The organism is Azospirillum sp. UENF 111221 (assembly GCF_058780625.1).
The window spans coordinates 2474738-2494726 of the sequence record NZ_JBSNCH010000005.1; the positions used below are offsets into that span (position 1 = coordinate 2474738).

At 65.5% G+C, this 19989-nt stretch carries 29 protein-coding genes and 2 pseudogenes; 28 read left to right on the forward strand and 3 right to left on the reverse strand.

The window, feature by feature from the left end; translation table 11 throughout:
- Window positions 1-15: 15 nt before the first annotated feature.
- The 27 genes and pseudogenes from rpsL (at window position 16) to ACWPN3_RS26630 (ending at window position 16242) form a co-directional block, all read left to right on the forward strand.
- Window positions 16-387 (forward strand): 30S ribosomal protein S12, encoded by a 372-nt coding sequence (rpsL, locus tag ACWPN3_RS26500; protein WP_012973201.1) that lies wholly within the window; start codon window positions 16-18, stop codon window positions 385-387.
- A gap of 12 nt (window positions 388-399) precedes the next feature.
- Window positions 400-870, forward strand: coding sequence for a 30S ribosomal protein S7 (rpsG, locus tag ACWPN3_RS26505; protein ID WP_098740496.1), 471 nt, complete (start codon window positions 400-402; stop codon window positions 868-870).
- A gap of 27 nt (window positions 871-897) precedes the next feature.
- The gene (gene fusA, locus ACWPN3_RS26510) at window positions 898-2970 is read left to right on the forward strand and encodes an elongation factor G (protein ID WP_492261833.1); all 2073 of its coding nucleotides are present in this window, start codon (window positions 898-900) and stop codon (window positions 2968-2970) included.
- Window positions 2971-3008: 38 nt separating this feature from the next.
- Entirely contained in the window at window positions 3009-4199 is a 1191-nt protein-coding gene (tuf, locus tag ACWPN3_RS26515) for an elongation factor Tu (RefSeq protein ID WP_492240046.1), read from the forward strand.
- A 540-nt stretch (window positions 4200-4739) separates the two neighbouring features.
- A complete protein-coding gene (rpsJ, locus tag ACWPN3_RS26520; protein WP_012973204.1) occupies window positions 4740-5048 on the forward strand; it encodes a 30S ribosomal protein S10 in 309 nt (102 codons plus the stop codon).
- Between the two features lie 61 nt (window positions 5049-5109).
- Complete coding sequence (gene rplC / locus ACWPN3_RS26525; RefSeq protein WP_109452172.1) at window positions 5110-5820, forward strand: 50S ribosomal protein L3; 711 nt, start codon at window positions 5110-5112, stop codon at window positions 5818-5820.
- 5 nt (window positions 5821-5825) lie between these two features.
- Window positions 5826-6446 carry a 50S ribosomal protein L4 gene (gene rplD, locus ACWPN3_RS26530; protein WP_109051340.1) on the forward strand — a complete coding sequence of 207 codons (621 nt, stop codon included), beginning with the start codon at window positions 5826-5828 and terminating at the stop codon, window positions 6444-6446.
- Window positions 6443-6760 carry a 50S ribosomal protein L23 gene (locus ACWPN3_RS26535; protein ID WP_109452170.1) on the forward strand — a complete coding sequence of 106 codons (318 nt, stop codon included), beginning with the start codon at window positions 6443-6445 and terminating at the stop codon, window positions 6758-6760. The genes rplD and ACWPN3_RS26535 overlap by 4 nt, the downstream gene beginning before the upstream one ends.
- A gap of 16 nt (window positions 6761-6776) precedes the next feature.
- Window positions 6777-7604, forward strand: a complete 828-nt coding sequence (rplB, locus tag ACWPN3_RS26540; RefSeq protein WP_098740492.1) for a 50S ribosomal protein L2 — start codon at window positions 6777-6779, stop codon at window positions 7602-7604.
- A 12-nt stretch (window positions 7605-7616) separates the two neighbouring features.
- Window positions 7617-7896: pseudogene (gene rpsS / locus ACWPN3_RS26545) on the forward strand (30S ribosomal protein S19).
- Between the two features lie 3 nt (window positions 7897-7899).
- Complete coding sequence (gene rplV, locus ACWPN3_RS26550) at window positions 7900-8295, forward strand: 50S ribosomal protein L22 (RefSeq protein WP_012973210.1); 396 nt, start codon at window positions 7900-7902, stop codon at window positions 8293-8295.
- Complete coding sequence (rpsC, locus tag ACWPN3_RS26555) at window positions 8295-9044, forward strand: 30S ribosomal protein S3 (protein WP_012973211.1); 750 nt, start codon at window positions 8295-8297, stop codon at window positions 9042-9044. The genes rplV and rpsC overlap by 1 nt, the downstream gene beginning before the upstream one ends.
- Before the next feature lie 12 nt (window positions 9045-9056).
- Window positions 9057-9488, forward strand: coding sequence for a 50S ribosomal protein L16 (rplP, locus tag ACWPN3_RS26560; RefSeq protein WP_014246894.1), 432 nt, complete (start codon window positions 9057-9059; stop codon window positions 9486-9488).
- Window positions 9485-9691, forward strand: a complete 207-nt coding sequence (gene rpmC / locus ACWPN3_RS26565) for a 50S ribosomal protein L29 (protein ID WP_042694100.1) — start codon at window positions 9485-9487, stop codon at window positions 9689-9691. Before rplP ends, rpmC begins: the two co-directional genes overlap by 4 nt.
- A gap of 12 nt (window positions 9692-9703) precedes the next feature.
- On the forward strand, window positions 9704-9958 hold the full coding sequence (gene rpsQ / locus ACWPN3_RS26570; RefSeq protein WP_042694099.1) for a 30S ribosomal protein S17: 255 nt from the start codon (window positions 9704-9706) through the stop codon (window positions 9956-9958).
- A gap of 19 nt (window positions 9959-9977) precedes the next feature.
- Window positions 9978-10346 carry a 50S ribosomal protein L14 gene (rplN, locus tag ACWPN3_RS26575; protein WP_012973215.1) on the forward strand — a complete coding sequence of 123 codons (369 nt, stop codon included), beginning with the start codon at window positions 9978-9980 and terminating at the stop codon, window positions 10344-10346.
- A complete protein-coding gene (gene rplX, locus ACWPN3_RS26580) occupies window positions 10346-10663 on the forward strand; it encodes a 50S ribosomal protein L24 (RefSeq protein WP_014246896.1) in 318 nt (105 codons plus the stop codon). The genes rplN and rplX overlap by 1 nt, the downstream gene beginning before the upstream one ends.
- Before the next feature lie 10 nt (window positions 10664-10673).
- Window positions 10674-11217, forward strand: a pseudogene (gene rplE, locus ACWPN3_RS26585) (50S ribosomal protein L5).
- A gap of 15 nt (window positions 11218-11232) precedes the next feature.
- Window positions 11233-11538 carry a 30S ribosomal protein S14 gene (gene rpsN, locus ACWPN3_RS26590; protein ID WP_098740488.1) on the forward strand — a complete coding sequence of 102 codons (306 nt, stop codon included), beginning with the start codon at window positions 11233-11235 and terminating at the stop codon, window positions 11536-11538.
- A gap of 13 nt (window positions 11539-11551) precedes the next feature.
- A complete protein-coding gene (gene rpsH / locus ACWPN3_RS26595; RefSeq protein WP_085088120.1) occupies window positions 11552-11950 on the forward strand; it encodes a 30S ribosomal protein S8 in 399 nt (132 codons plus the stop codon).
- 13 nt (window positions 11951-11963) lie between these two features.
- Complete coding sequence (gene rplF / locus ACWPN3_RS26600) at window positions 11964-12497, forward strand: 50S ribosomal protein L6 (RefSeq protein WP_063633869.1); 534 nt, start codon at window positions 11964-11966, stop codon at window positions 12495-12497.
- 5 nt (window positions 12498-12502) lie between these two features.
- Window positions 12503-12865, forward strand: a complete 363-nt coding sequence (gene rplR, locus ACWPN3_RS26605; RefSeq protein WP_098740487.1) for a 50S ribosomal protein L18 — start codon at window positions 12503-12505, stop codon at window positions 12863-12865.
- 12 nt (window positions 12866-12877) lie between these two features.
- On the forward strand, window positions 12878-13447 hold the full coding sequence (gene rpsE / locus ACWPN3_RS26610) for a 30S ribosomal protein S5 (protein WP_014246902.1): 570 nt from the start codon (window positions 12878-12880) through the stop codon (window positions 13445-13447).
- A 2-nt stretch (window positions 13448-13449) separates the two neighbouring features.
- Complete coding sequence (gene rpmD / locus ACWPN3_RS26615; RefSeq protein ID WP_042694084.1) at window positions 13450-13641, forward strand: 50S ribosomal protein L30; 192 nt, start codon at window positions 13450-13452, stop codon at window positions 13639-13641.
- A gap of 4 nt (window positions 13642-13645) precedes the next feature.
- Complete coding sequence (gene rplO / locus ACWPN3_RS26620; RefSeq protein WP_434617528.1) at window positions 13646-14131, forward strand: 50S ribosomal protein L15; 486 nt, start codon at window positions 13646-13648, stop codon at window positions 14129-14131.
- A gap of 123 nt (window positions 14132-14254) precedes the next feature.
- Window positions 14255-15595, forward strand: a complete 1341-nt coding sequence (gene secY, locus ACWPN3_RS26625) for a preprotein translocase subunit SecY (protein WP_098740484.1) — start codon at window positions 14255-14257, stop codon at window positions 15593-15595.
- The gene (locus tag ACWPN3_RS26630) at window positions 15595-16242 is read left to right on the forward strand and encodes an adenylate kinase (protein WP_098740483.1); all 648 of its coding nucleotides are present in this window, start codon (window positions 15595-15597) and stop codon (window positions 16240-16242) included. The genes secY and ACWPN3_RS26630 overlap by 1 nt, the downstream gene beginning before the upstream one ends.
- Before the next feature lie 91 nt (window positions 16243-16333).
- On the opposite strand, the gene ACWPN3_RS26635 is transcribed toward ACWPN3_RS26630, so the two are convergent.
- The 3 genes from ACWPN3_RS26635 to ACWPN3_RS26645 all read right to left on the reverse strand — a co-directional run bounded on the left by ACWPN3_RS26635 (window position 16334) and on the right by ACWPN3_RS26645 (window position 19006).
- A complete protein-coding gene (locus tag ACWPN3_RS26635; RefSeq protein WP_492240047.1) occupies window positions 16334-17107 on the reverse strand; it encodes a FadR/GntR family transcriptional regulator in 774 nt (257 codons plus the stop codon).
- Between the two features lie 163 nt (window positions 17108-17270).
- Window positions 17271-18188, reverse strand: a complete 918-nt coding sequence (locus ACWPN3_RS26640) for a DMT family transporter (protein WP_492240048.1) — start codon at window positions 18186-18188, stop codon at window positions 17271-17273.
- Window positions 18189-18301: 113 nt separating this feature from the next.
- Window positions 18302-19006 (reverse strand): tudor domain-containing protein, encoded by a 705-nt coding sequence (locus ACWPN3_RS26645; RefSeq protein ID WP_492240049.1) that lies wholly within the window; start codon window positions 19004-19006, stop codon window positions 18302-18304.
- A gap of 120 nt (window positions 19007-19126) precedes the next feature.
- Between ACWPN3_RS26645 and ACWPN3_RS26650 the strand changes: the two genes are divergently transcribed.
- Window positions 19127-19984, forward strand: coding sequence for an N-formylglutamate amidohydrolase (locus ACWPN3_RS26650; protein WP_492240050.1), 858 nt, complete (start codon window positions 19127-19129; stop codon window positions 19982-19984).
- Window positions 19985-19989 lie beyond the last annotated feature (5 nt).

The window sequence follows — 19989 nt, forward strand, 5'->3', positions numbered from 1 at the left end:
GGATGAAGGGCAGATATGCCGACGATCAACCAGTTGATCCGTAAGCCGCGCGAGCCGTTGGCCGCGCGCAACAAGGTTCCCGCGATGGAGGCCTGCCCGCAGAAGCGTGGCGTCTGCACTCGCGTTTACACCACCACCCCGAAGAAGCCGAACTCGGCGCTCCGTAAGGTCGCCCGCGTTCGTCTGACGAACGGTTTCGAGGTGACGAGCTACATCCCTGGTGAGGGCCACAACCTCCAGGAACACTCGGTGGTCATGATCCGCGGCGGTCGTGTGAAGGATCTTCCCGGCGTTCGCTATCACATCATTCGCGGCACGCTGGATACCCAGGGCGTCAAGGATCGTAAGCAGCGTCGTTCGAAGTACGGCGCGAAGCGTCCGAAGTAAGGAGAATTCACGATGTCCCGTCGTCATCGCGCCGAGAAGCGTGAAGTCCTGCCGGACGCCAAGTATGGCGACCGCGTCCTGACGAAGTTCATGAACTGCCTGATGTTTGACGGCAAGAAGTCGTCGGCTGAAAGCATCGTCTATGGTGCGCTGGGCCGCATCGAGGTCAAGACCAAGAACGACCCCGTTCAGGTCTTCCACGACGCCCTCGCCAACGTGAAGCCGCACCTCGAAGTGCGGTCGCGTCGCGTCGGTGGTGCGACCTATCAGGTTCCGGTCGAGGTCCGTTCGGATCGCGCCCAGGCCCTGGCAATCCGTTGGCTGATCAGCGCCGCCCGTGCCCGCTCGGAAAACACCATGACCGAGCGTCTGTCGGGTGAGCTGCTCGACGCCGCCAGCCAGCGCGGCACTGCCGTGAAGAAGCGCGAAGATACGCACCGCATGGCGGAAGCCAACAAGGCGTTCTCGCACTACCGCTGGTAAGGTTAACGCCTGTCCTGGTGATTTTGCATGCCCCGCTCGCACGCCCTCGACCGTTACCGCAACATCGGCATCATGGCTCACATCGATGCCGGAAAGACGACGACGACCGAGCGCATCCTGTTCTATACCGGCAAGTCCTATCGCATGGGCGAGGTCAATGACGGCACCGCCGTCATGGACTGGATGGAGCAGGAGCAGGAGCGGGGCATCACCATCACGTCGGCGGCCACGACCTGTTTCTGGCGCGACCACCGCATCAACATCATCGATACGCCCGGCCACGTGGATTTCACCATCGAAGTCGAGCGGTCGCTGCGTGTTCTGGATGGCGCCGTTGCCATCTTCGACGCGGTTGCGGGGGTCGAGCCCCAGACCGAGACCGTGTGGCGGCAGGCCGACAAGTACGGCGTGCCGCGCATGGCCTTCGTCAACAAAATGGACCGCGTCGGCGCGGACTTCGACGGTTGTGTCGCCATGATGGCCGAGCGCCTTGGCATCAAGCCGCTGGTGGTTCAGCGTCCCATCGGCAGCGAGGCCGGCTTCGCCGGTGTCGTCGATCTGGTTTCGATGCGCGCCACGATCTGGAAAGCCGAAACGCTCGGCGCCGAATTCCAGCACACCGAAATTCCCGAGGAGTTGGCCGGTCCGGCTGCAAGCGCCCGTCAGGCGCTGCTGGACGCTGTGCTGGACCTCGATGAGGCGGCAATGGCCGCCTATCTCGAGCGCGGCGAGGAGCCGACGCCCGACGCGCTGCGCGCTTTGATCCGCAAGGGGACGATTGCCGGCGCCATGGTTCCCGTGCTCTGCGGGTCCGCCTTCCGCAACAAGGGCATCCAGCCGATGCTGGACGCCGTGGTCGATTACCTGCCGGCGCCGAACGACATCGGTGCGGTGACGGGCCATGCGGTGGGTGGCGACCGGGCCGAGGAGCGCGCCGCCAACGACAGTGCGCCCTTCTCCGGCCTTGCCTTCAAGGTGATGAACGACCCCTATGTCGGGACGCTCACCTTCTGCCGCATCTATTCAGGCACCGTCAGCGTCGGCAATTCGCTGCTGAACCCCATCAAGGGTGAGCGCGAGAAGATCGGTCGGATGCTGCTGATGCACGCCAACAGCCGTGAAGAGATCGAGCGCGCCCACACCGGCGACATCGTGGCCTTCGCCGGTCTGGAGCACACGGCAACCGGCGACACGCTGTGCGACGCCGCCAAGCCGATCGTGCTGGAGCGTCTCGACGTTCCGGAACCGGTGATCGAGATCGTCGTCGAGCCGCGCACCGACGCCGACCACGACAAGATGGCGGCGGCATTGAACCGTCTCGGCCATGAGGATCCCTCGTTGCAGGTTACGGTCGACCGCGAAAGCGGCCAGACCGTGATCCGCGGCATGGGCGAGCTGCATCTCGACATTATCGTCGACCGCATGAGGCGCGAGTTCCGCGTCGATGCGGCTGTCGGTGCGCCCAAGGTCGCCTATCGGGAGACCGTGCTGCGCTCGGCCGAAATCGACCATGTCCACGCCCGACAGACCGGCGACCGCGCCCAGTTCGCACGCGTGATGCTGAAGCTGGAGGCGCTGGATCGCGGCGCCGGCTTCGTGTTCGAGAACCGGGCGGCGGGCCTGCCGCGCGACTTCGTCGCCGGTGTGCAGAAGGGCCTGGAGGCCGCGAAGGACAGCGGCGTCGTCGCCGGCTATCCGGTGGTGGACGTCAAGGCGACGCTGACAGGCGGCGAGGCGCACGACGTCGATTCCTCGCCGCTCGCCTTTGAACTCGCGGCGAGGACCGCCTTCCGCGAGGCTATGACAAAAGCCGCTCCGGCGCTGTTGGAACCGCTGATGCGGGTCGAAATCATCACGCCGGACGACTATATGGGCGACGTCATCGGCGACCTGAACGGTCGCCGGGGACAGATCACCGGCATGGACCAGCGCGGCAACGCGCGAATCGTCACGGGACTGGTTCCCTTGGCGGCCATGTTCGGCTATGTGAACTCCCTGCGCTCCATGAGTCAGGGCCGCGCGCAGTACAGCATGCAGTTCGACCATTATGAGCCGGTGCCACAGGCCATCGCGGACGGCGTCCGCGCCAAGGTGGCCTGAAGACCGCTGGAACGATTGAGAAACGGAGAGACCACCCCATGGCGAAGGCAAAGTTCGAGCGGAACAAGCCGCACTGCAACGTTGGCACGATCGGCCACGTCGACCACGGCAAGACGTCGCTGACGGCGGCGATCACGAAGGTGCTGGCGGAGTCCGGCGGCGCCACCTTCACCGCTTACGACCAGATCGACAAGGCGCCGGAAGAGAAGGCGCGCGGCATCACGATCTCGACGGCCCACGTCGAGTACGAGACGAACAACCGCCACTACGCGCACGTCGACTGCCCGGGCCACGCCGACTACGTGAAGAACATGATCACGGGCGCCGCCCAGATGGACGGCGCGATCCTGGTCGTGTCGGCCGCCGACGGCCCGATGCCGCAGACCCGCGAGCACATCCTGCTGGCGCGCCAGGTTGGCGTTCCGGCGCTGGTGGTGTTCATGAACAAGGTCGACATGGTCGACGATCCGGAGCTGCTGGAGCTGGTCGAGCTGGAAGTGCGCGAGCTTCTGTCGTCCTACCAGTTCCCGGGCGACGACATTCCGATCACCAAGGGTTCGGCTCTGTGCGCCCTGGAAGACCGTCAGCCGGAGATCGGCCGTGACGCCGTCCTGGCGCTGATGAAGACGGTTGACGAGTACATCCCGCAGCCGGAGCGTCCGGTCGACCGTCCGTTCCTGATGCCGATCGAAGACGTGTTCTCGATCTCGGGCCGCGGCACCGTGGTGACCGGCCGTGTTGAGCGCGGCATCGTGAAGGTCGGCGAGGAAGTCGAGATCGTCGGTCTGAAGGCGACGGTGAAGACGACGGTGACGGGCGTCGAGATGTTCCGCAAGCTGCTCGACTCCGGGCAAGCCGGCGACAACATCGGCGCTCTGCTGCGCGGCACGAAGCGTGAGGACGTCGAGCGCGGCCAGGTTCTGGCCAAGCCGGGTTCGATCACCCCGCACACCAAGTTCAAGGCCGAAGCCTACATCCTGACGAAGGAAGAGGGTGGCCGTCACACGCCGTTCTTCACCAACTACCGTCCGCAGTTCTACTTCCGTACGACGGACGTGACGGGCATGGTTGCGCTGCCGGAAGGCGTCGAGATGGTGATGCCGGGCGACAACGTCGCCATGGAAGTGACGCTGATCGCCCCGATCGCCATGGACGAAGGCCTGCGCTTCGCCATCCGTGAGGGTGGCCGCACCGTCGGTGCCGGCGTCGTTGCCAAGATCGTCGAGTGATGACCCATCCGGCAGCCGCCGCAAGGCGGTCGCCGGAGAGGGACGGGTAGGGCGGTCGGAGCGATCCGGCCGCCGGATGTAAGAGACGGGCCGTCGTTCCTGCGCGAGCAGGAAGGTTGGCCCGCCCGGTTCTAGCCATCGGGCGTCGGTGTTCGGAGCCGTCCGCCTGTCAACCCAGCTTCCTCCGATCCGGGGGGAGATTCAGGATTGACACGCGGGCGCTGAACGCCTAGAGATTACGCCCTCTGGATTTTGGGTTGGTGGTAGGCAGCTTCGGCCTAGACGCAGCCCGAGACGAACGGCACGGCGCGCCTCCACGGGAGGCGCGCCGTCTGCTGATCGGAACATCCCCTCCGCGCCTCCCGCGCAGGGGATGTTCTTTTTCGTGTCGGCCCGTCGCATCGGTCACAGTGTCGCCCGTCGGCCCCGTTTCGGTGGTTCGGCGCGCGGCCTTGCGCTGTCGGCGAAGCCCCGAAGCAGCTCGTGGAGTTCCGGTGACGCGTCCGCGTCATCGCTAGAAGGTGCAAGGGACGTTTGGACATGGACAGCCAGAACATCCGCATCCGTCTGAAGGCGTTCGATCATCGCGTGCTCGACCAGTCGACCAGCGAGATCGTCAACACCGCCAAGCGGACCGGCGCGCGCGTGCGGGGCCCGATCCCCCTGCCGACGCACATCGAAAAGTTCACCGTGAACCGTTCGCCGCACATCGACAAGAAGTCGCGCGAGCAGTTCGAGATCCGCACCCACAAGCGCCTGCTCGACATCGTCGATCCGACGCCGCAGACCGTGGATGCGCTCATGAAGCTCGACCTCGCCGCCGGCGTCGACGTCGAGATCAAGCTCTGATTTTGGTTTGGTAAGGGACCTCTCCGGTAATCGGATGTCCCTGGTCAGGAGATAAAGAACAATGCGATCCGGTTTGATCGCGCAGAAGGTCGGCATGACCCGCGTCTTCACGGACGACGGCCAGCATGTTCCGGTCACTGTGCTGAAAGTCGACAGCTGCCAGGTCGTCGCCGTTCGCACCGAGGAAAAGGATGGCTACACCGCCGTCCAGCTCGGCGCGGGCGCCATCAAGGTCAAGAACGTCAACAAGCCTGAGCGCGGGCATTTCGCCAAGGCGCGTGTGGAGCCCAAGCGCAAGCTTGTCGAGTTCCGCGTCGATGCCGATGCCCTGATCGAGGTCGGTGCCGAGCTGTCGGTGTCGCACTTCGTCGCCGGCCAGTTCGTCGACGTCACCGGCACCTCCATCGGCAAGGGCTTTGCCGGTGCGATGAAGCGCTGGAACTTCGGTGGTCTGCGCGCCACGCACGGCGTGTCGGTGTCGCACCGCTCGCACGGTTCGACGGGTAACCGTCAGGATCCCGGCAAGGTCTTCAAGAACAAGAAGATGGCCGGTCATCTCGGCGACGAGCGGGTCACGGTCCTGAACCTTCAGGTCGTGTCCGTCGACGAAGCCCGTGGTCTGATCCTGCTCAAGGGTGCCGTCCCCGGCGCCGAGGGCGGTTGGCTGCGCATCCGTGACGCCGTCAAGAAGAAGGCTCCGGAAGGCCTGCCCTTCCCGGCCGGCATCAAGTCTGCTCCGGCGGCGGAAGCCCCGGCCGAGACGCAGGAGTGAGCGCCATGAAGGCCACGATCAAGAATCTGAACAACGAAGCCGTCGGCGAGATCGAGCTGTCGGACGCCGTGTTCGGTCTGCCGGCCCGCACCGACCTGCTGGCCCGCATGGTTAACTGGCAGCTGGCCAAGCGCCGCTCCGGCAACCACAAGACCAAGGGCATCAGCGAGATCAGCGGCACGACCAAGAAGCCCTATGGGCAGAAGGGCACCGGCCGCGCTCGTCAGGGCTCCATCCGTTCGCCGCAGTTCCGCGGCGGTGCGACCATCTTCGGGCCGGTGGTGCGTTCGCATGCCCACGACCTGACCAAGAAGGTCCGCAAGCTGGCGCTCAAGACCGCCCTGTCGGCCAAGGCCGCCGAGGGCAAGCTGATCGTCCTCGAGGCCGCGGCCGCCGAGACGCACAAGACCAAGGAACTGGCGGCCCGTCTTGCCACCCTCGGCCTGACTTCGGCGCTGATCATCGATGGCTCGAACCTGGACGATAACTTCGCCAAGGCTTCGCGCAACATCCCGCTGATCGACGTGCTGCCGGAGCAGGGTGCGAACGTCTACGACATTCTCCGCCGCGACACGCTGGTCCTGACCCGCAACGCGGTCGAGCAACTGGAGGCTCGCCTGAAATGAGCAAGCAGTCGAAACCTGCGGTGAGCCAGGAGCGGATGTACGACCTGATCCTCGCTCCCGTCATCACCGAGAAGTCGACGTTGGTGTCGGAGCATAACCAGGTCACGTTCCGCGTGCCGCTCACGGCCTCCAAGCCGGAGATCAAGGCCGCCGTTGAAGGTCTCTTCAACGTCAAGGTGACCGGGGTCAACACCCTCGTTTCCAAGGGCAAGACCAAGCGGTTCCGCGGCACCATCGGCCGTCGCTCGGACTTCAAGAAGGCCGTCGTCACCCTCGCCGAGGGTAACAAGATCGACGTGACCACGGGCATCTGAGCGGGAGTGTGATCCGATGGCTCTGAAGCAATACCGCCCGATTACGCCGTCGCTCCGCCAGCTGGTCATCGTTGACCGCTCGGAGCTGTGGAAGGGCAAGCCGGTCAAGACCCTCACCGAGGGCCTGACCAAGTCTGGTGGCCGCAACAACACCGGCCGCATCACTGCGCGCCGCATGGGTGGCGGTCATAAGCGTACCTACCGTCTGGTGGACTTCAAGCGTCGCAAGTTCGACGTTCCGGCCACCGTCGAGCGGCTGGAATACGATCCGAACCGCACGGCCTTCATCGCGCTGATCAAGTACCAGGATGGGACCCTGTCCTACATCCTGGCGCCGCAGCGCCTGAAGGTCGGCGACACCGTGATCTCCGGCGAGCGCACCGACGTGAAGCCCGGCAACGCGATGCCGCTGAAGAACATCCCGGTCGGTTCGATCGTGCACAACGTCGAGCTGAAGGCCGGCAAGGGTGGTCAGGTGGCTCGTTCCGCCGGCACCTACCTGCAGCTGGTCGGCCGCGACGGCGGCTACGCCCAGTTGAAGCTGCCGTCCGGCGAGCTGCGCATGGTTCGTGGCGAGTGCATGGCCACCCTGGGTGCCGTGTCCAACCCGGACCAGATGAACACCAACCTTGGCAAGGCCGGTCGCAACCGCTGGCTGGGCAAGCGTCCGTCGGTCCGTGGCGTCGCCATGAACCCGATCGACCACCCGCACGGTGGTGGTGAGGGTCGCACCTCGGGCGGCCGTCATCCGGTCACGCCATGGGGCAAGCCGACCAAGGGCAAGAAGACTCGTCACAACAAGAAGACGGATGGCCTGATCCTGCGCCGCCGTCATTCGAAGTAAGGAGGTCGAACGATGGCACGCTCCGTTTGGAAGGGCCCGTTCGTCGACGGCTATCTGCTGAAGAAGGCGGACAAGAGCCGGGCTTCGGGCCGCAACGAGATCATCAAGATCTCGGTCGCGTCGTTCGACCATCCTGCCGCAGTTCGTCGGTCTGACGTTCGGCGTCTACAACGGCCACAAGTTCCTGCCGGTTCTGGTTACCGAGCACATGATCGGTCACAAGTTCGGCGAGTTCGCTCCGACGCGGACCTTCTATGGCCACGCGGCGGACAAGAAGGCGAAGAGGAAGTAAGCCATGGGCAAGTCTGCCAACCCCAGCCGGGTCGCGGAGAACGAGGCTCTGGCCCGCAATCCGATGATCCGCACCAGCCCGCGGAAGCTCAACCTCGTCGCCCAGCTCATCCGGAACATGGATGCCAGCCGCGCCGTGGCCGAGCTGACCTTCTCCAAGCGCCGCATCGCCGGCGAAGTGAAGAAGGTCCTGCAGGCCGCGATCGCGAACGCCGAGAACAACCACCAGCTCGACGTCGACCGTCTGTACGTGTCGTCGGCGACGGTCGGTCGCGCTCTGGTGATGAAGCGCTTCCACGCCCGTGCCCGCGGTCGTGGCGCCCGGGTCGAGAAGCTGTTCAGCAACCTGACGATCATCGTCCGCGAGCGTGACGCCGCCGTTGCCGAGGGGGCCGAGTAATGGGTCAGAAAATCAATCCGATCGGGCTGCGCCTCGGCATCAACCGGACCTGGGACAGCCGTTGGTTCGCCAAGCGCGACTACGCCAATCTGCTGCACCAGGACCTGAAGCTGCGTGGCTATCTGCAGGGTCGCCTGCAGCAGGCCGGTTGCTCGCGCGTCGTCATCGAACGTCCGGCCAAGAAGGCCCGCATCACCATTCACTCGGCTCGTCCGGGCGTGGTGATCGGCAAGAAGGGCGCGGACATCGAGAAGCTGCGTCTTGAGCTGTCCAAGATGACCGGCAGCGAGGTGAGCCTGAACATCGTCGAGATCCGCAAGCCGGAAATCGACGCTCGCCTCATCGCCGAGAACATCGCCAGCCAGCTTGAGCGCCGTGTGGCATTTCGTCGCGCCATGAAGCGCGCCGTGCAGTCCGCCATGCGTCTGGGCGCCCAGGGCATCCGGATCAACTGCTCGGGCCGTCTCGGCGGTGCGGAAATCGCCCGCATGGAGTGGTACCGCGAAGGCCGCGTTCCGCTGCACACCCTGCGCGCCGACATCGACTACGGTGTGGGCACCGCCAAGACCACCTACGGCACCTGCGGTGTCAAGGTGTGGGTGTTCAAGGGCGAGGTGATGGCTCACGACCCGATGGCGCAGGACAAGCGCATGGGTTCCGAGCCGGTGTCGACCGATGGCGAGCCGCGCCGCGAGCGGCACGATCGCCGCGACCGTCGCGAGCGCTCCGAGCGCTCCGAACGCGAGTAAAGGGGCCGAGCGATGCTTTCTCCCAAGCGCACGAAATTCCGTAAGGCCCACAAGGGCCGCATCCACGGCAACGCCAAGGGCGGTACCGCCCTGAATTTCGGCTCCTTCGGCCTCAAGGCCCTGGAGCCGGAGCGCATCACCGCCCGTCAGATCGAAGCGGCCCGCCGCGCGATCACCCGTGCGATGAAGCGTCAGGGCCGCGTCTGGATCCGCATTTTCCCGGACCTCCCCGTCTCCACCAAGCCCGCCGAAGTCCGCATGGGTTCCGGTAAGGGCTCGCCGGAGTACTGGGCGGCTCGCGTGAAGCCGGGTCGCATCCTGTTTGAACTGGACGGCGTGCCGGCAGATGTGGCAAAAACCGCCTTCGCTCTGGCGGCCGCGAAGCTGCCGATCAAGGTGAAGCTGGTGACCCGCCTGGGCGGTGTCGAGGAGACCGCGGCATGAAGGCCGTAGACATTCGTACGAAGAGCGCGGATGAGCTGAACGATCAGCTCATCCAGCTCAAGAAGGAGCAGTTCAACCTGCGCTTCCAGAAGGCCTCCGGCCAGCTGGAGAACACCGCGCGGGTGAACACGGTGCGCCGCGACATCGCCCGCATCAAGACCATCCTCGGCGAGCGCGCCCGCTCCGCCGACGCCGGCAAGTAAGGGGGATCATCCATGCCTCGCCGCGTTCTGCAGGGCACGGTGGTCAGCGACAAGTGCGACAAGACCGTTACGGTTCTTGTCGAGCGCCGCGTCATGCACCCCGTGTACAAGAAGTTCATTCGTCAGTCGAAGAAGTACGCCGCCCACGACGAGGGTAACCAGTTCAAGGTCGGCGATACCGTTTCGATCATCGAATGCCGCCCGATCTCGAAGTCCAAGCGTTGGACGGTCGTGACGGAGTCCGCCGCCGACAGCGGCGCCGCGTGATAACGAAAGGTCGTAAACAATGATCCAGATGCAAACCAACCTGGAAGTCGCCGATAACAGCGGGGCGCGCCGGGTGCAGTGCATCAAGGTGCTTGGCGGGTCCAAGCGGAAGGTCGCGACCGTGGGCGACGTCATCGTCGTCTCGGTCAAGGAGGCCATTCCGAAGGGCCGCGTCAAGAAGGGTGACGTGCATCGCGCCGTCATCGTCCGCACCGCGAAGGAACTGCGTCGGGAGGACGGGTCGGCGATCCGTTTCGACCGGAATGCCGCCGTGCTGATCAACAAGCAGGGCGAGCCGATCGGCACCCGTATTTTCGGGCCGGTCACTCGCGAGCTGCGCGGCAAGAAGTTCATGAAGATCATCTCGCTGGCGCCGGAGGTGCTGTAATGGCCGCCAAGATCAAGACCAAGGACAAGGTCGTTGTCCTGACCGGCCGCGACAAAGGCAAGACCGGCGAGGTGTTGAAGGTTTTCCCCAAGGAGAACCGTGCCGTTGTGCAGGGCGTGAACGTGGTGAAGAAGCACCAACGTGCCAGCGCCCGCTCGCAGGGTGGCATCATCGAGATGGAGGCGCCGATCAACGTCTCCAATCTCGCTCACGTCGATCCCAAGGATGGCAAGCCGACCCGCGTCGGTTTCAAGATCCTTGAGGATGGCCGCAAGGTGCGTGTCGCCAAGCGGTCCGGCGAAGTCATTGACCTGTGAGGACCCGGGCATGACCGCACGTTTGAAAGAAGTTTACGATTCCAGAGATCCGCGCCGCTCTGAAGTCGGAATTCGGCTACAAGAACGACCTGGAAGTTCCGCGGATCGAGAAGATCGTGGTCAACATGGGTGTCGGCGAGGCTGTCGCCGACTCCAAGAAGATCCAGCTCGCCGTGGCCGAGATGGCCGCCATCACCGGTCAGAAGCCGGTGGTGACCAAGTCGCGCAAGTCGATCGCCCAGTTCAAGCTGCGCGAAGGCATGGCGATCGGCTGCAAGGTCACGCTCCGCCGCGACCGCATGTACGAGTTCCTGGATCGCCTGGTGACGATTGCGTTGCCGCGCGTCCGTGACTTCCGCGGTATCCCGGGTGACAGCTTTGACGGCCGTGGCAACTATGCCATGGGTGTCAAGGAGCAGATCATTTTCCCGGAGATCGATTACGACAAGATCGATCAGATCCGCGGCATGGACATCATCATCGTCACTTCGGCGAAGACCGATCAGGAAGCCAAGGCTCTCCTGAAGGGCTTCGACATGCCGTTCGTGAGCTGAGGCTGGAGCACGACCATGGCTAAGACCAGTGCCATCGAAAAGAACAAGCGTCGCGCCAAGCTGGCCAAGCAGTACGCGAACAAGCGTGCGCGCCTGAAGGCAATCGCGAACGACAAGGCCCTCCCGCCGGAAGAGCAATTCGCTGCCCGCCTCAAGCTGGCCGAACTGCCGCGCAACTCCTCGAAGGTGCGCATCCGGAACCGCTGCGAAATGACCGGGCGTCCGCGCGCGTTCTATCGCAAGTTCAAGCTGTCCCGCGTCACGCTCCGCGAACTGGCCTCGACCGGCCAGATTCCGGGCATGACGAAGTCGAGCTGGTAAGGAGGGTCCGAGAATGTCTTTGAGCGATCCGCTCGGCGATATGCTGACCCGCATCCGCAACGGTCAGCACGCCCGCATGTCCGTTGTGGTTTCCCCGGCGTCTAAGCTGCGCGTCAACGTCCTGGAAGTTCTGAAGCGTGAAGGCTTCATCCGCGGCTGGTCCGAGGAAGAACTGCGTCCGGGCGTCAAGAACCTGAAGATCGAGCTGAAGTACCACGAAGGCGAGCCTGTCATTAAGCAGATCGCCCGTGTGTCGAAGCCCGGCCGCCGCGTCTACTCGAAGATCGCCGACCTGCCCCGTGTCTACAACGGGCTCGGTCTGTCGATCCTGTCGACCCCGCGCGGCGTGATGTCGGACAATGAGGCCCGCTCCGCCAACGTTGGCGGTGAAGTCCTCTGCCGCGTGTTCTAAGGGGGATTGGCAGATGTCGCGCATTGGCAAGCATCCCGTGCCGGTCCCGGCTGGCGTCGACGTAAAGGTCGACGGTCAGCAGGTGACGGCCAAGGGCAAGCTGGGGCAACTCAGCCTGACCCTGATCGACGACATCACCGCCTCGCTGGAAGACGGCAAGGTGGTGGTGAAGCCGGCAAACGACAGCAAGCGCGCCCGCGTCATGTGGGCGACCTCGCGCACCCTGATCAACAACATGGTCACCGGTGTCAGCCAGGGCTACACGATCAACCTGGAAATCAACGGCGTCGGTTACCGCGCGGCCGTGCAGGGCAAGGAGCTGGTTCTCCAGCTCGGCTTCTCGCACGACGTGAAGTACCCGATCCCGGAAGGCATCACGATCAAGTGCGACAAGCCGACGGCCATCTCGGTCAGCGGCTACGACAAGCACAAGGTCGGCCAGGTCGCCGCCGAGATCCGCGGTTGGAAGAAGCCGGAGCCCTACAAGGGCAAGGGCATCAAGTACGAGACCGAAACCGTCCTGCGCAAGGAAGGTAAGAAGAAGTAACCGCCATGCTGAAGCCAAAGCAACTCCACGAGCGCCGCAAGCAGCGCGTGCGCGCGCAGATTGCCAAGAAGGCCGGCGGGCGCGTTCGCCTCTCGGTCTTCCGGTCCAATCTGCACATCTACGCCCAGATCATCGACGACGTGAACGGCCAGACGCTCGCGTCTGCCTCGTCGCTCGAGAAGGAGCTGCGCGAGCAGCTCAAGCACGGCGGCAACGTCGATGCTGCCAAGCGCATCGGCGAGCTGATTGCCGAGCGCGCCAAGGCCGCTGGGATTACCGAGGTCGTGTTCGACCGCGGTGGTTACATTTACCATGGCCGGGTCAAGGCCCTGGCCGACGCCGCCCGTGAGGGCGGGCTGTCGTTCTAAGGAGGCCCGGATATGGCACGTGAACGTGGGGAGCGGGACAACCGCGACCGGCAGCCGCGCGAGCGGGAAGAAAGCGAGCTGATCGAAAAGCTCGTCGGCATCAACCGCGTTGCCAAGGTGGTCAAGGGTGGTCGTCGCTTCGGCTTCGCCGCTCTGGTCGTCGTTGGCGACGGCAAGGGTCGTGTCGGCGTCGGCTCGGGCAAGGCCCGCGAGGTCCCGGAAGCCATTCGCAAGGCGACCGACCAGGCCAAGCGCGGCATGATCCGCGTCCCGCTGCGCGAAGGCCGTACGCTGCATCATGACACCAACGGCCACTTCGGTGCCGGCAAGGTCGTGCTGCGGGCGGCTCCGGCCGGTACCGGCATCATCGCCGGTGGTCCGATGCGCGCGATCTTCGAGGCTCTTGGCGTCGCTGACGTCGTGACCAAGTCGATCGGCACGTCGAACCCGCACAACATGATCAAGGCGACCTTCGACGCCCTGACCCAGGTCACCAGCCCGCGGTCCGTCGCGGCGCGCCGTGGTCGTCGCGTGAGCGACATCCTCGGTCGTCGCGAGGCCGGCGCCGGTCAGGAGGCCTGATCATGAGCGAGAAGAAGACCGTCGTCGTGACCCAGATCGGCAGCCCGATCGGCCGCAAGCACGACCAGCGCGAAACGCTGGTCGGTCTGGGTCTCAACAAGCTGCACCGGACCCGCGAGCTGGAGGACACTCCGGCCGTGCGGGGCATGATCGCCAAGGTCGCGCACCTGGTCCGCGTCGAGAACGAGGGCTGAGATCATGACCAAGCTTAATGACCTGCGTGACAACGCCGGTGCCCGCAAGGCGCGCATGCGCGTCGGTCGCGGTATCGGTTCGGGCAAGGGCAAGACCGCTGGCCGCGGCGTGAAGGGTCAGACCTCGCGCACCGGTGTGGCGATCAACGGCTTCGAAGGCGGGCAGATGCCTCTGCACCGCCGCCTGCCGAAGCGCGGTTTCCGGAACATCTTCGCCAAGGAATACTCGGTGGTTAACCTGGGCATGGTCCAGAAGGCCATCGACCTGGGCAAGCTGAACGCCGCCGAGACCATCGATGCCGCGGCGCTCAACGCCGCCGGCGTCACCGGCAAGGTGAAGAAGGACGGTGTCCGTCTGCTGGGCAAGGGCGAGCTGACCACGAAGGTTTCCTTCACGGTCGCCGGCGCGTCCAAGTCGGCGATCGAAGCCGTCGAGAAGGCGGGTGGCAGCGTCACGCTGACCGCTCCCGCCGCCGAAGCCGCCGAGTAAAGTTCCGCGACAAGCCCGTGCTTGCGCGCGGGCTTTCGGGGCACTACAAAAAGCGAAGTCGCGAGGGGCGGCCTGCGTCATGCAGTGCCGCCCCGTTCGCGCTTACGGGACAGGGATTGGACCATGGCATCAGCGGCCGAGCAGCTTGCCGCCAACATCAATTTCGGGGCTTTCTCCAAGGCGACCGAGCTGAAAAAGCGGATTTGGTTCACCTTGGCGGCCCTGATCGTCTATCGGCTGGGCACCTACATCCCGATTCCGGGCATCGATCCGCACATCCTGCAGGACGTTTTCAAGCAGCAGGGCAGCGGCATCCTCGGGATGTTCGACATGCTGGCCGGCGGTGCGCTCCACCGCATGACCATCTTCGCGCTCAACATCATGCCGTACATCTCGGCGTCCATCATCGTGCAGTTGCTGACCGCCGTGTCGCCGCAGATGGAGGCCATGAAGAAGGAAGGCGAGGCCGGGCGCAAGAAGCTGAACCAATACACCCGGTTCGGCACCGTCGTTCTCGCCACCGTCCAGGCCTACGGCCTCGCGGTCGGGCTTGAGTCGATGCGCGGCTCCACGGGTGCTGCGGTCATCGACCCTGGCCTGTTCTTCCGCATCGCCACGGTCATCACGCTGGTCGGCGGCACCATGTTCCTGATGTGGCTGGGCGAACAGATCACCGCGCGGGGCATCGGCAACGGCACCTCGCTGATCATCTTCGCCGGCATCGTCGCGGAACTGCCGCGTGCGCTGGTCAACACGCTGGAACTCGGCCGCCAGGGCGCGCTGTCCACCGTCTTCATCATCCTGATGCTGGTGATGGCGGTCGGTGTGGTGTTCTTCATCGTCTTCATGGAACGCGCCCAGCGCCGCCTGCTGGTGCAGTACCCGAAGCGTCAGGTCGGCAACCGGGTGTTCGGCGGCGAAGCGTCGCACCTGCCGCTGAAGATGAACACGGCCGGCGTGATTCCGCCGATCTTCGCCTCGTCGCTGCTGCTGCTGCCGCTGACCGCGGTCGGCTTCGCCGGCGGCGAAGGGCCGGAGTGGCTGCAGGCGGTGTCGCGCTATGTCGCGCACGGCACGCCACTCTATATGCTGCTGTACGCCTCGCTGATTGTGTTCTTCTGCTTCTTCTACACCGCCATCGTCTTCAACCCGACGGAGACGGCCGACAACCTGCGCAAGTACGGCGGCTTCATCCCCGGCATCCGTCCGGGCAAGAACACCGCCGACCACATCGACTACGTGCTGACGCGGCTGACGGTCATCGGCTCCGCCTACCTTGTGGCGGTTTGTCTCCTCCCCGAAATCCTGATATCCCAGCACTCGGTTCCGTTTTATTTTGGCGGCACCAGCCTGCTGATCGTGGTCACCGTCACGATGGACACGGTTGCGCAGATTCATTCCCACCTGCTGGCCCACCAGTATGAGGGATTGATCAAGAAATCGAAGCTTCGGGGGAGAAAGTAATGAACCTCATACTGCTCGGTCCGCCGGGCGCCGGGAAGGGGACCCAGGCGCGCCGTCTGGAAGACACTCGTGGTCTGGTGCAGTTGTCGACCGGCGACATGCTCCGCGCCATGGTGGCGGAAGGCGGGCCGCTCGGGCAGCAGGCGAAGGAGATCATGGCCGCCGGCAAGCTGATGCCGGACGAGCTGATGGTCAGCATGATCGCCGAACGCATTTCGAAGCCTGACGTGAAGAACGGCTTCATCCTCGACGGGTTCCCGCGCACGGTCGCTCAGGCCGAGGCGCTGGATCGGATGCTGGATGAGAAGGGCCTGAAGCTCGATCACGTGATCGAGATGCGGGTGGTCGACGACGTGCTGGTTGACCGCATCACCGGCCGTTATACCTGCGCCAAGTGCGGCAAGGGCTATCACGACAGCTTCGAGAAGCCGAAGGTCGAGGGCGTCTGCGATGTCTGCGGCAGCACCGAATTCAAGCGGCGCGCCGACGACAATGCGGAGACGGTGACCACCCGCCTGGGCCAGTATCACCAGCAGACCGCGCCGATCCTGCCCTATTACCAGGGCCGCGGCGTGCTGAAGGTGGTGGACGGCATGGCCGACATCGATGAGGTTACCAAGCAGATCGGGACGATCCTCGCCAGCTGAGGATCGCCGTCGGTCGGATAGAAAAAGGCCGCAGTCTCCGTCCGGAGGCTGCGGCCTTTCTTTTTGCCGTCTTTGGAGCGGGCTGCCGGTGTCAGCCGGCGCTGGGGGAGGGCGAGGCGTCGGTCGCGCTGTCGGTGCCGCCGGCGGAATGGTCGGACATCGTGCGGTAGCGCGCCAGGATCCAGCCGAGATGAGCGGTGACGGCGTTCGCGGCGCCGTCCGGGTCGCGGCGGGCGAGGGCCTGATGGATGGCACGGTGATGCTCGATCATCAGCGCTTCATGGTTTTCCATGAAGGGTTCCGTGTGCTTCATCTCGACCATGTTGCCGAGGATGTCGCGGATGGTCGACAGCAGATGGAGGTAGACCGGACTGCCCGACGCCTGGGCGACAGCGACGTGGAAATCCATGTCGTCGGCAGCGCGACCGCCGTCGCGGTTGGTCTCGGTCATCGCCGCCAAAATGCGGCCGATGGTGTCGATTTGCTCCGGCGTCGCGCGCTCCGCGGCGCGGCGGGCGGCCCAGCTCTCCAGTGCCATGCGGATTTCGACAAGGTCGCACAGGTTCTGGTGGGTGCTGCGGACCATGGCGGTCAATGCCCCGTCCATTACACCGGCCGAGGAGACGACACGGGTGCCGCCGCCCTGGACTGCGGTCAGGAAGCCCTGCGTCTTCAACTTCTGCAGCGCGGCGCGAACGGAAACCCGGCTGACATGCAGCTGTTCAGCCAGCTGGCGCTCGCCCGGCAGACGTTCCCCCGGCACCAGCTCGCCCCGCGCAATGCGGTCGAGGAGCTGTTGCGCCACCCACTCCGAAATGCGCTGGGAAGAGGAGGGGACGTGAGCGCTGTCGTCGGTGCCGGGCACGGGTTGTTCCCCTTTGGTCGGAAGGCGGTTCATTGCTGGATGGTCATACCGGTAACGGTCCCTGCGGGTGCGGTCAATGCCCGACCGTCGCGCTGCGGCGCCTTGCCCACGGGATGGAAAACTATGGCGGCGATGGCGATGGGCAACCGCCCGGACCTGGGGGTCAGCGGCCGCCGGGGCGGGCCAGCAGGATGCCCGCCAGGATCACTGCGGCACCCAGTGCCTGCAACGGGCCCAGAGGCTCGCTCAGGAGAATCCAGGCGAGGATGGCTGCCGCTGCCGGCTGAAGCAGCAGGCTGACCGAAGAGAAGGACGCCGGCAGATGCGCCAGGGCGTAGGCGATCAGGCTCTGGCCGCAGGCGTGGCTGAACAGGGCAAGCCCCGCCAGCACCGCCCAGCCGGACGCGCTCGCCGGCAGCATCGGCTCGCCGTCATACAGGCCGATCGGCAACAGCACCAAGGCGGATATCGCGCCGCTCCAGGTCATGATGGTGGCGGTGGAGAATTCCGCGCGCAGCCGCCCGACCGACAGGATGTAGCCGGCATAGAAGGCGGCGGTGAGCAGGGCCAGCCCATCGCCGAACAGATGATCGGCATCGAGTTGGAAGCTCTCCCCCATCAGCACGATGGCGCCCGCCAGTGCCAGCAGCATGCCCATGACGAAACGGCGGGTGATCCGCTCCTTGAACAGGAACCAGGCGGCCGGCGCCACGTAGAGCGGGGCGAAGTTCGCCAGCAGCGTCGAGTTGGCGACCGAAGTGAAGCGAATCGACGTGTGCCAGATCGCAAGGTCGCCGGCGAAGAACAGGCCGGCCAGCGACAGGCGGGCATAGTCGGAGACCGAGGAGGGGCGGCGGCTGGAGCGCCCGCCGTGCTGCCGCGACTCGGCGGCCATCCACAGCCCCAGTGCTGGCATCGCCAGTGCGGTCCGCCAGAAGCCGGTGGCGACCGGTCCGACCTCCGACAGCCGGACGAAGATGGGGGCAAAGGCGATGCCCAAGGCGCCGACCAGCAGCGCGATCAGGGCGATGCGCTGGGTCCGGTAGGCATGGTCGACGGGGAAGGCACTGGCGTCTGGCATGGACCGCTTATAACGGCCGCCCGGTTGCCGGGCCAGCGGGACGCAAGTCATGGCTGCCGTGCGCCCCCGGGACTCTCCCGAAGGCTGCCGGCGGCGATGGGAAAAACCGCGGATCAGCGCGGACGGATGCGGCGCAGCGCGACCGACTCGTCGTCGTCCGAACCGAAATCGTCATAGTGCACCGGGCAACGGCCGTCCTTGCGGGGATGGTCCTTGACGGTGGCCGGATACCAGTCGCCTTTCCATTCCACGGACACCCGCATGCCGGGCTGGCACAGCGACGAACCGGCGGCATAGCCACCATTGTTGGACATCGGAGCGGCCCCCATCGGCGCCTGCATCATCGGCGCCTGAACGCCGCCCGGCGGCACCGGGCTCAGCATCGGCGCGGCGGGCGCCGGCTTTTCCTGGTCGCAGAAGGCGGTGCAGACGCGCTTGGCGACCACCTGCCCGCCGCAGCTTCCGCCGAAGCAGTCGCGATAGTCGGATTCGCAGCGCGCTTCGCAACTGCTGTTGCCGCAGGAATAGGAGCGGTCGAAATCACCCACCGACTTCTTGATCGGCTTCTTCTCCGCCTGCTGGCGGTTGACGTAGGCCTGATAGTCGTAGAGGGCGCGCGACCGCGCCTCGTTCACGCAGGCCTGCTGCGACATGCCGCAATTCTGGCGGCAGTAGTTGCGGTTCTGCTGGCACTGGTTGACGCAGAGCCGACCTTCGGCCGAGCTTGGCGGGACGAGGCTGTACTGCGTCTCGTAAACGGGTCCGCAAGCGCTGAGCAGCGCCATCACGGCAAGGCAGAGGGAAAGCAGGCGAAGCATGCGGGTCGTCTTCCGGGTGGGTTCGCGCGGGAGAGGGAAGGACAGCCTAGCATCTTGCCGTTCGGGCTACCACCATCGGCCGCGCTTCCGCCCGGTGTCGCGGTTGCGTTAGTGTGGCATATGGCCACATCACCTTCCGAACATCGCCAGCCCGTCACCGCCCCCGCGCCGGCACCGCGCAGTGCCGTTCCGCTGCTGGGACCCGGCGATCCGCCGCCGGCGACCACGCTGAACCCGGATGCCGGCGGACCGCTGCTGCTGCTGTGCGACCACGCCTCCCGCGCGGTCCCGCGGTCGCTGGCCGACCTCGGTCTGCCGGAGGAGCAGCTCTGCCGCCACATCGCCTACGACATCGGCGCGGCCGAGGTGACGCGGCGGCTGGCGGAGCGGTTCGGCGCCACCGCGGTGCTCTCCGGATTCTCCCGGCTGGTGATCGATCCGAACCGGGCGCTTGAGGATCCGACCGCCATCCCGGTGGTCAGCGACGACGTGGTGATCCCCGGCAACCGTGCGCTCGATGCCGAGGCCCAGGCGCAGCGGGTGGAGGCGCTGTTCAAGCCCTACCACGCCGCGGTCGCGGCGGCGGTCGCAGCGATCCGCGCCCGTGGGCAGGTGCCGGTGCTGGTTTCGGTGCACAGCTTCACCCCGGCCATGCGCGGGGTGGCGCGGCCCTGGCACATCGGCGTTCTGTGGGACAACGATCCGCGCCTGCCGGTGCCGCTGATCGACGCGCTGAAGGCCGACGGCCGCTGGTGCGTCGGCGACAACCAGCCCTATTCCGGCCGCGGCACGCTGGGCGGCACGGTGGAGACCCATGCGACCCCCGCCGGCTACCCCAATGTCCTGCTTGAGGTGCGGCAGGACCTGATCGCCACGCCGGAGGGCGCCGATCTCTGGGCGCAGGTGATCGGCGACGCGCTGGACCCTCTGCTCTCCCTGCCGTCGCTGACGGTCGTCCACCATTATCCCCGGGCCTGACACCG

What these genes read in the sequence shown, in the direction of transcription:
- rpsE (WP_014246902.1), top strand. Translation starts at nt 12,878, where the DNA reads ATGGCACGTGAACGTGGGGAGCGGGACAACCGCGACCGGCAGCCGCGC.
- rpsG (WP_098740496.1), top strand. Translation starts at nt 400, where the DNA reads ATGTCCCGTCGTCATCGCGCCGAGAAGCGTGAAGTCCTGCCGGACGCC.
- tuf (WP_492240046.1), top strand. Translation starts at nt 3,009, where the DNA reads ATGGCGAAGGCAAAGTTCGAGCGGAACAAGCCGCACTGCAACGTTGGC.
- fusA (WP_492261833.1), top strand. Translation starts at nt 898, where the DNA reads ATGCCCCGCTCGCACGCCCTCGACCGTTACCGCAACATCGGCATCATG.
- rpmD (WP_042694084.1), top strand. Translation starts at nt 13,450, where the DNA reads ATGAGCGAGAAGAAGACCGTCGTCGTGACCCAGATCGGCAGCCCGATC.
- rpsC (WP_012973211.1), top strand. Translation starts at nt 8,295, where the DNA reads ATGGGTCAGAAAATCAATCCGATCGGGCTGCGCCTCGGCATCAACCGG.
- ACWPN3_RS26650 (WP_492240050.1), top strand. Translation starts at nt 19,127, where the DNA reads ATGGCCACATCACCTTCCGAACATCGCCAGCCCGTCACCGCCCCCGCG.
- rplR (WP_098740487.1), top strand. Translation starts at nt 12,503, where the DNA reads ATGCTGAAGCCAAAGCAACTCCACGAGCGCCGCAAGCAGCGCGTGCGC.
- rplP (WP_014246894.1), top strand. Translation starts at nt 9,057, where the DNA reads ATGCTTTCTCCCAAGCGCACGAAATTCCGTAAGGCCCACAAGGGCCGC.
- ACWPN3_RS26640 (WP_492240048.1), bottom strand. Translation starts at nt 18,188, where the DNA reads ATGCCAGACGCCAGTGCCTTCCCCGTCGACCATGCCTACCGGACCCAG.
- ACWPN3_RS26645 (WP_492240049.1), bottom strand. Translation starts at nt 19,006, where the DNA reads ATGCTTCGCCTGCTTTCCCTCTGCCTTGCCGTGATGGCGCTGCTCAGC.
- rplN (WP_012973215.1), top strand. Translation starts at nt 9,978, where the DNA reads ATGATCCAGATGCAAACCAACCTGGAAGTCGCCGATAACAGCGGGGCG.
- rpsN (WP_098740488.1), top strand. Translation starts at nt 11,233, where the DNA reads ATGGCTAAGACCAGTGCCATCGAAAAGAACAAGCGTCGCGCCAAGCTG.
- secY (WP_098740484.1), top strand. Translation starts at nt 14,255, where the DNA reads ATGGCATCAGCGGCCGAGCAGCTTGCCGCCAACATCAATTTCGGGGCT.
- rplC (WP_109452172.1), top strand. Translation starts at nt 5,110, where the DNA reads ATGCGATCCGGTTTGATCGCGCAGAAGGTCGGCATGACCCGCGTCTTC.
- rplX (WP_014246896.1), top strand. Translation starts at nt 10,346, where the DNA reads ATGGCCGCCAAGATCAAGACCAAGGACAAGGTCGTTGTCCTGACCGGC.
- rpsH (WP_085088120.1), top strand. Translation starts at nt 11,552, where the DNA reads ATGTCTTTGAGCGATCCGCTCGGCGATATGCTGACCCGCATCCGCAAC.
- ACWPN3_RS26535 (WP_109452170.1), top strand. Translation starts at nt 6,443, where the DNA reads ATGAGCAAGCAGTCGAAACCTGCGGTGAGCCAGGAGCGGATGTACGAC.
- rplB (WP_098740492.1), top strand. Translation starts at nt 6,777, where the DNA reads ATGGCTCTGAAGCAATACCGCCCGATTACGCCGTCGCTCCGCCAGCTG.
- rplV (WP_012973210.1), top strand. Translation starts at nt 7,900, where the DNA reads ATGGGCAAGTCTGCCAACCCCAGCCGGGTCGCGGAGAACGAGGCTCTG.
- rpsJ (WP_012973204.1), top strand. Translation starts at nt 4,740, where the DNA reads ATGGACAGCCAGAACATCCGCATCCGTCTGAAGGCGTTCGATCATCGC.
- ACWPN3_RS26630 (WP_098740483.1), top strand. Translation starts at nt 15,595, where the DNA reads ATGAACCTCATACTGCTCGGTCCGCCGGGCGCCGGGAAGGGGACCCAG.
- rplD (WP_109051340.1), top strand. Translation starts at nt 5,826, where the DNA reads ATGAAGGCCACGATCAAGAATCTGAACAACGAAGCCGTCGGCGAGATC.
- rpmC (WP_042694100.1), top strand. Translation starts at nt 9,485, where the DNA reads ATGAAGGCCGTAGACATTCGTACGAAGAGCGCGGATGAGCTGAACGAT.
- rplO (WP_434617528.1), top strand. Translation starts at nt 13,646, where the DNA reads ATGACCAAGCTTAATGACCTGCGTGACAACGCCGGTGCCCGCAAGGCG.
- rplF (WP_063633869.1), top strand. Translation starts at nt 11,964, where the DNA reads ATGTCGCGCATTGGCAAGCATCCCGTGCCGGTCCCGGCTGGCGTCGAC.
- rpsQ (WP_042694099.1), top strand. Translation starts at nt 9,704, where the DNA reads ATGCCTCGCCGCGTTCTGCAGGGCACGGTGGTCAGCGACAAGTGCGAC.
- rpsL (WP_012973201.1), top strand. Translation starts at nt 16, where the DNA reads ATGCCGACGATCAACCAGTTGATCCGTAAGCCGCGCGAGCCGTTGGCC.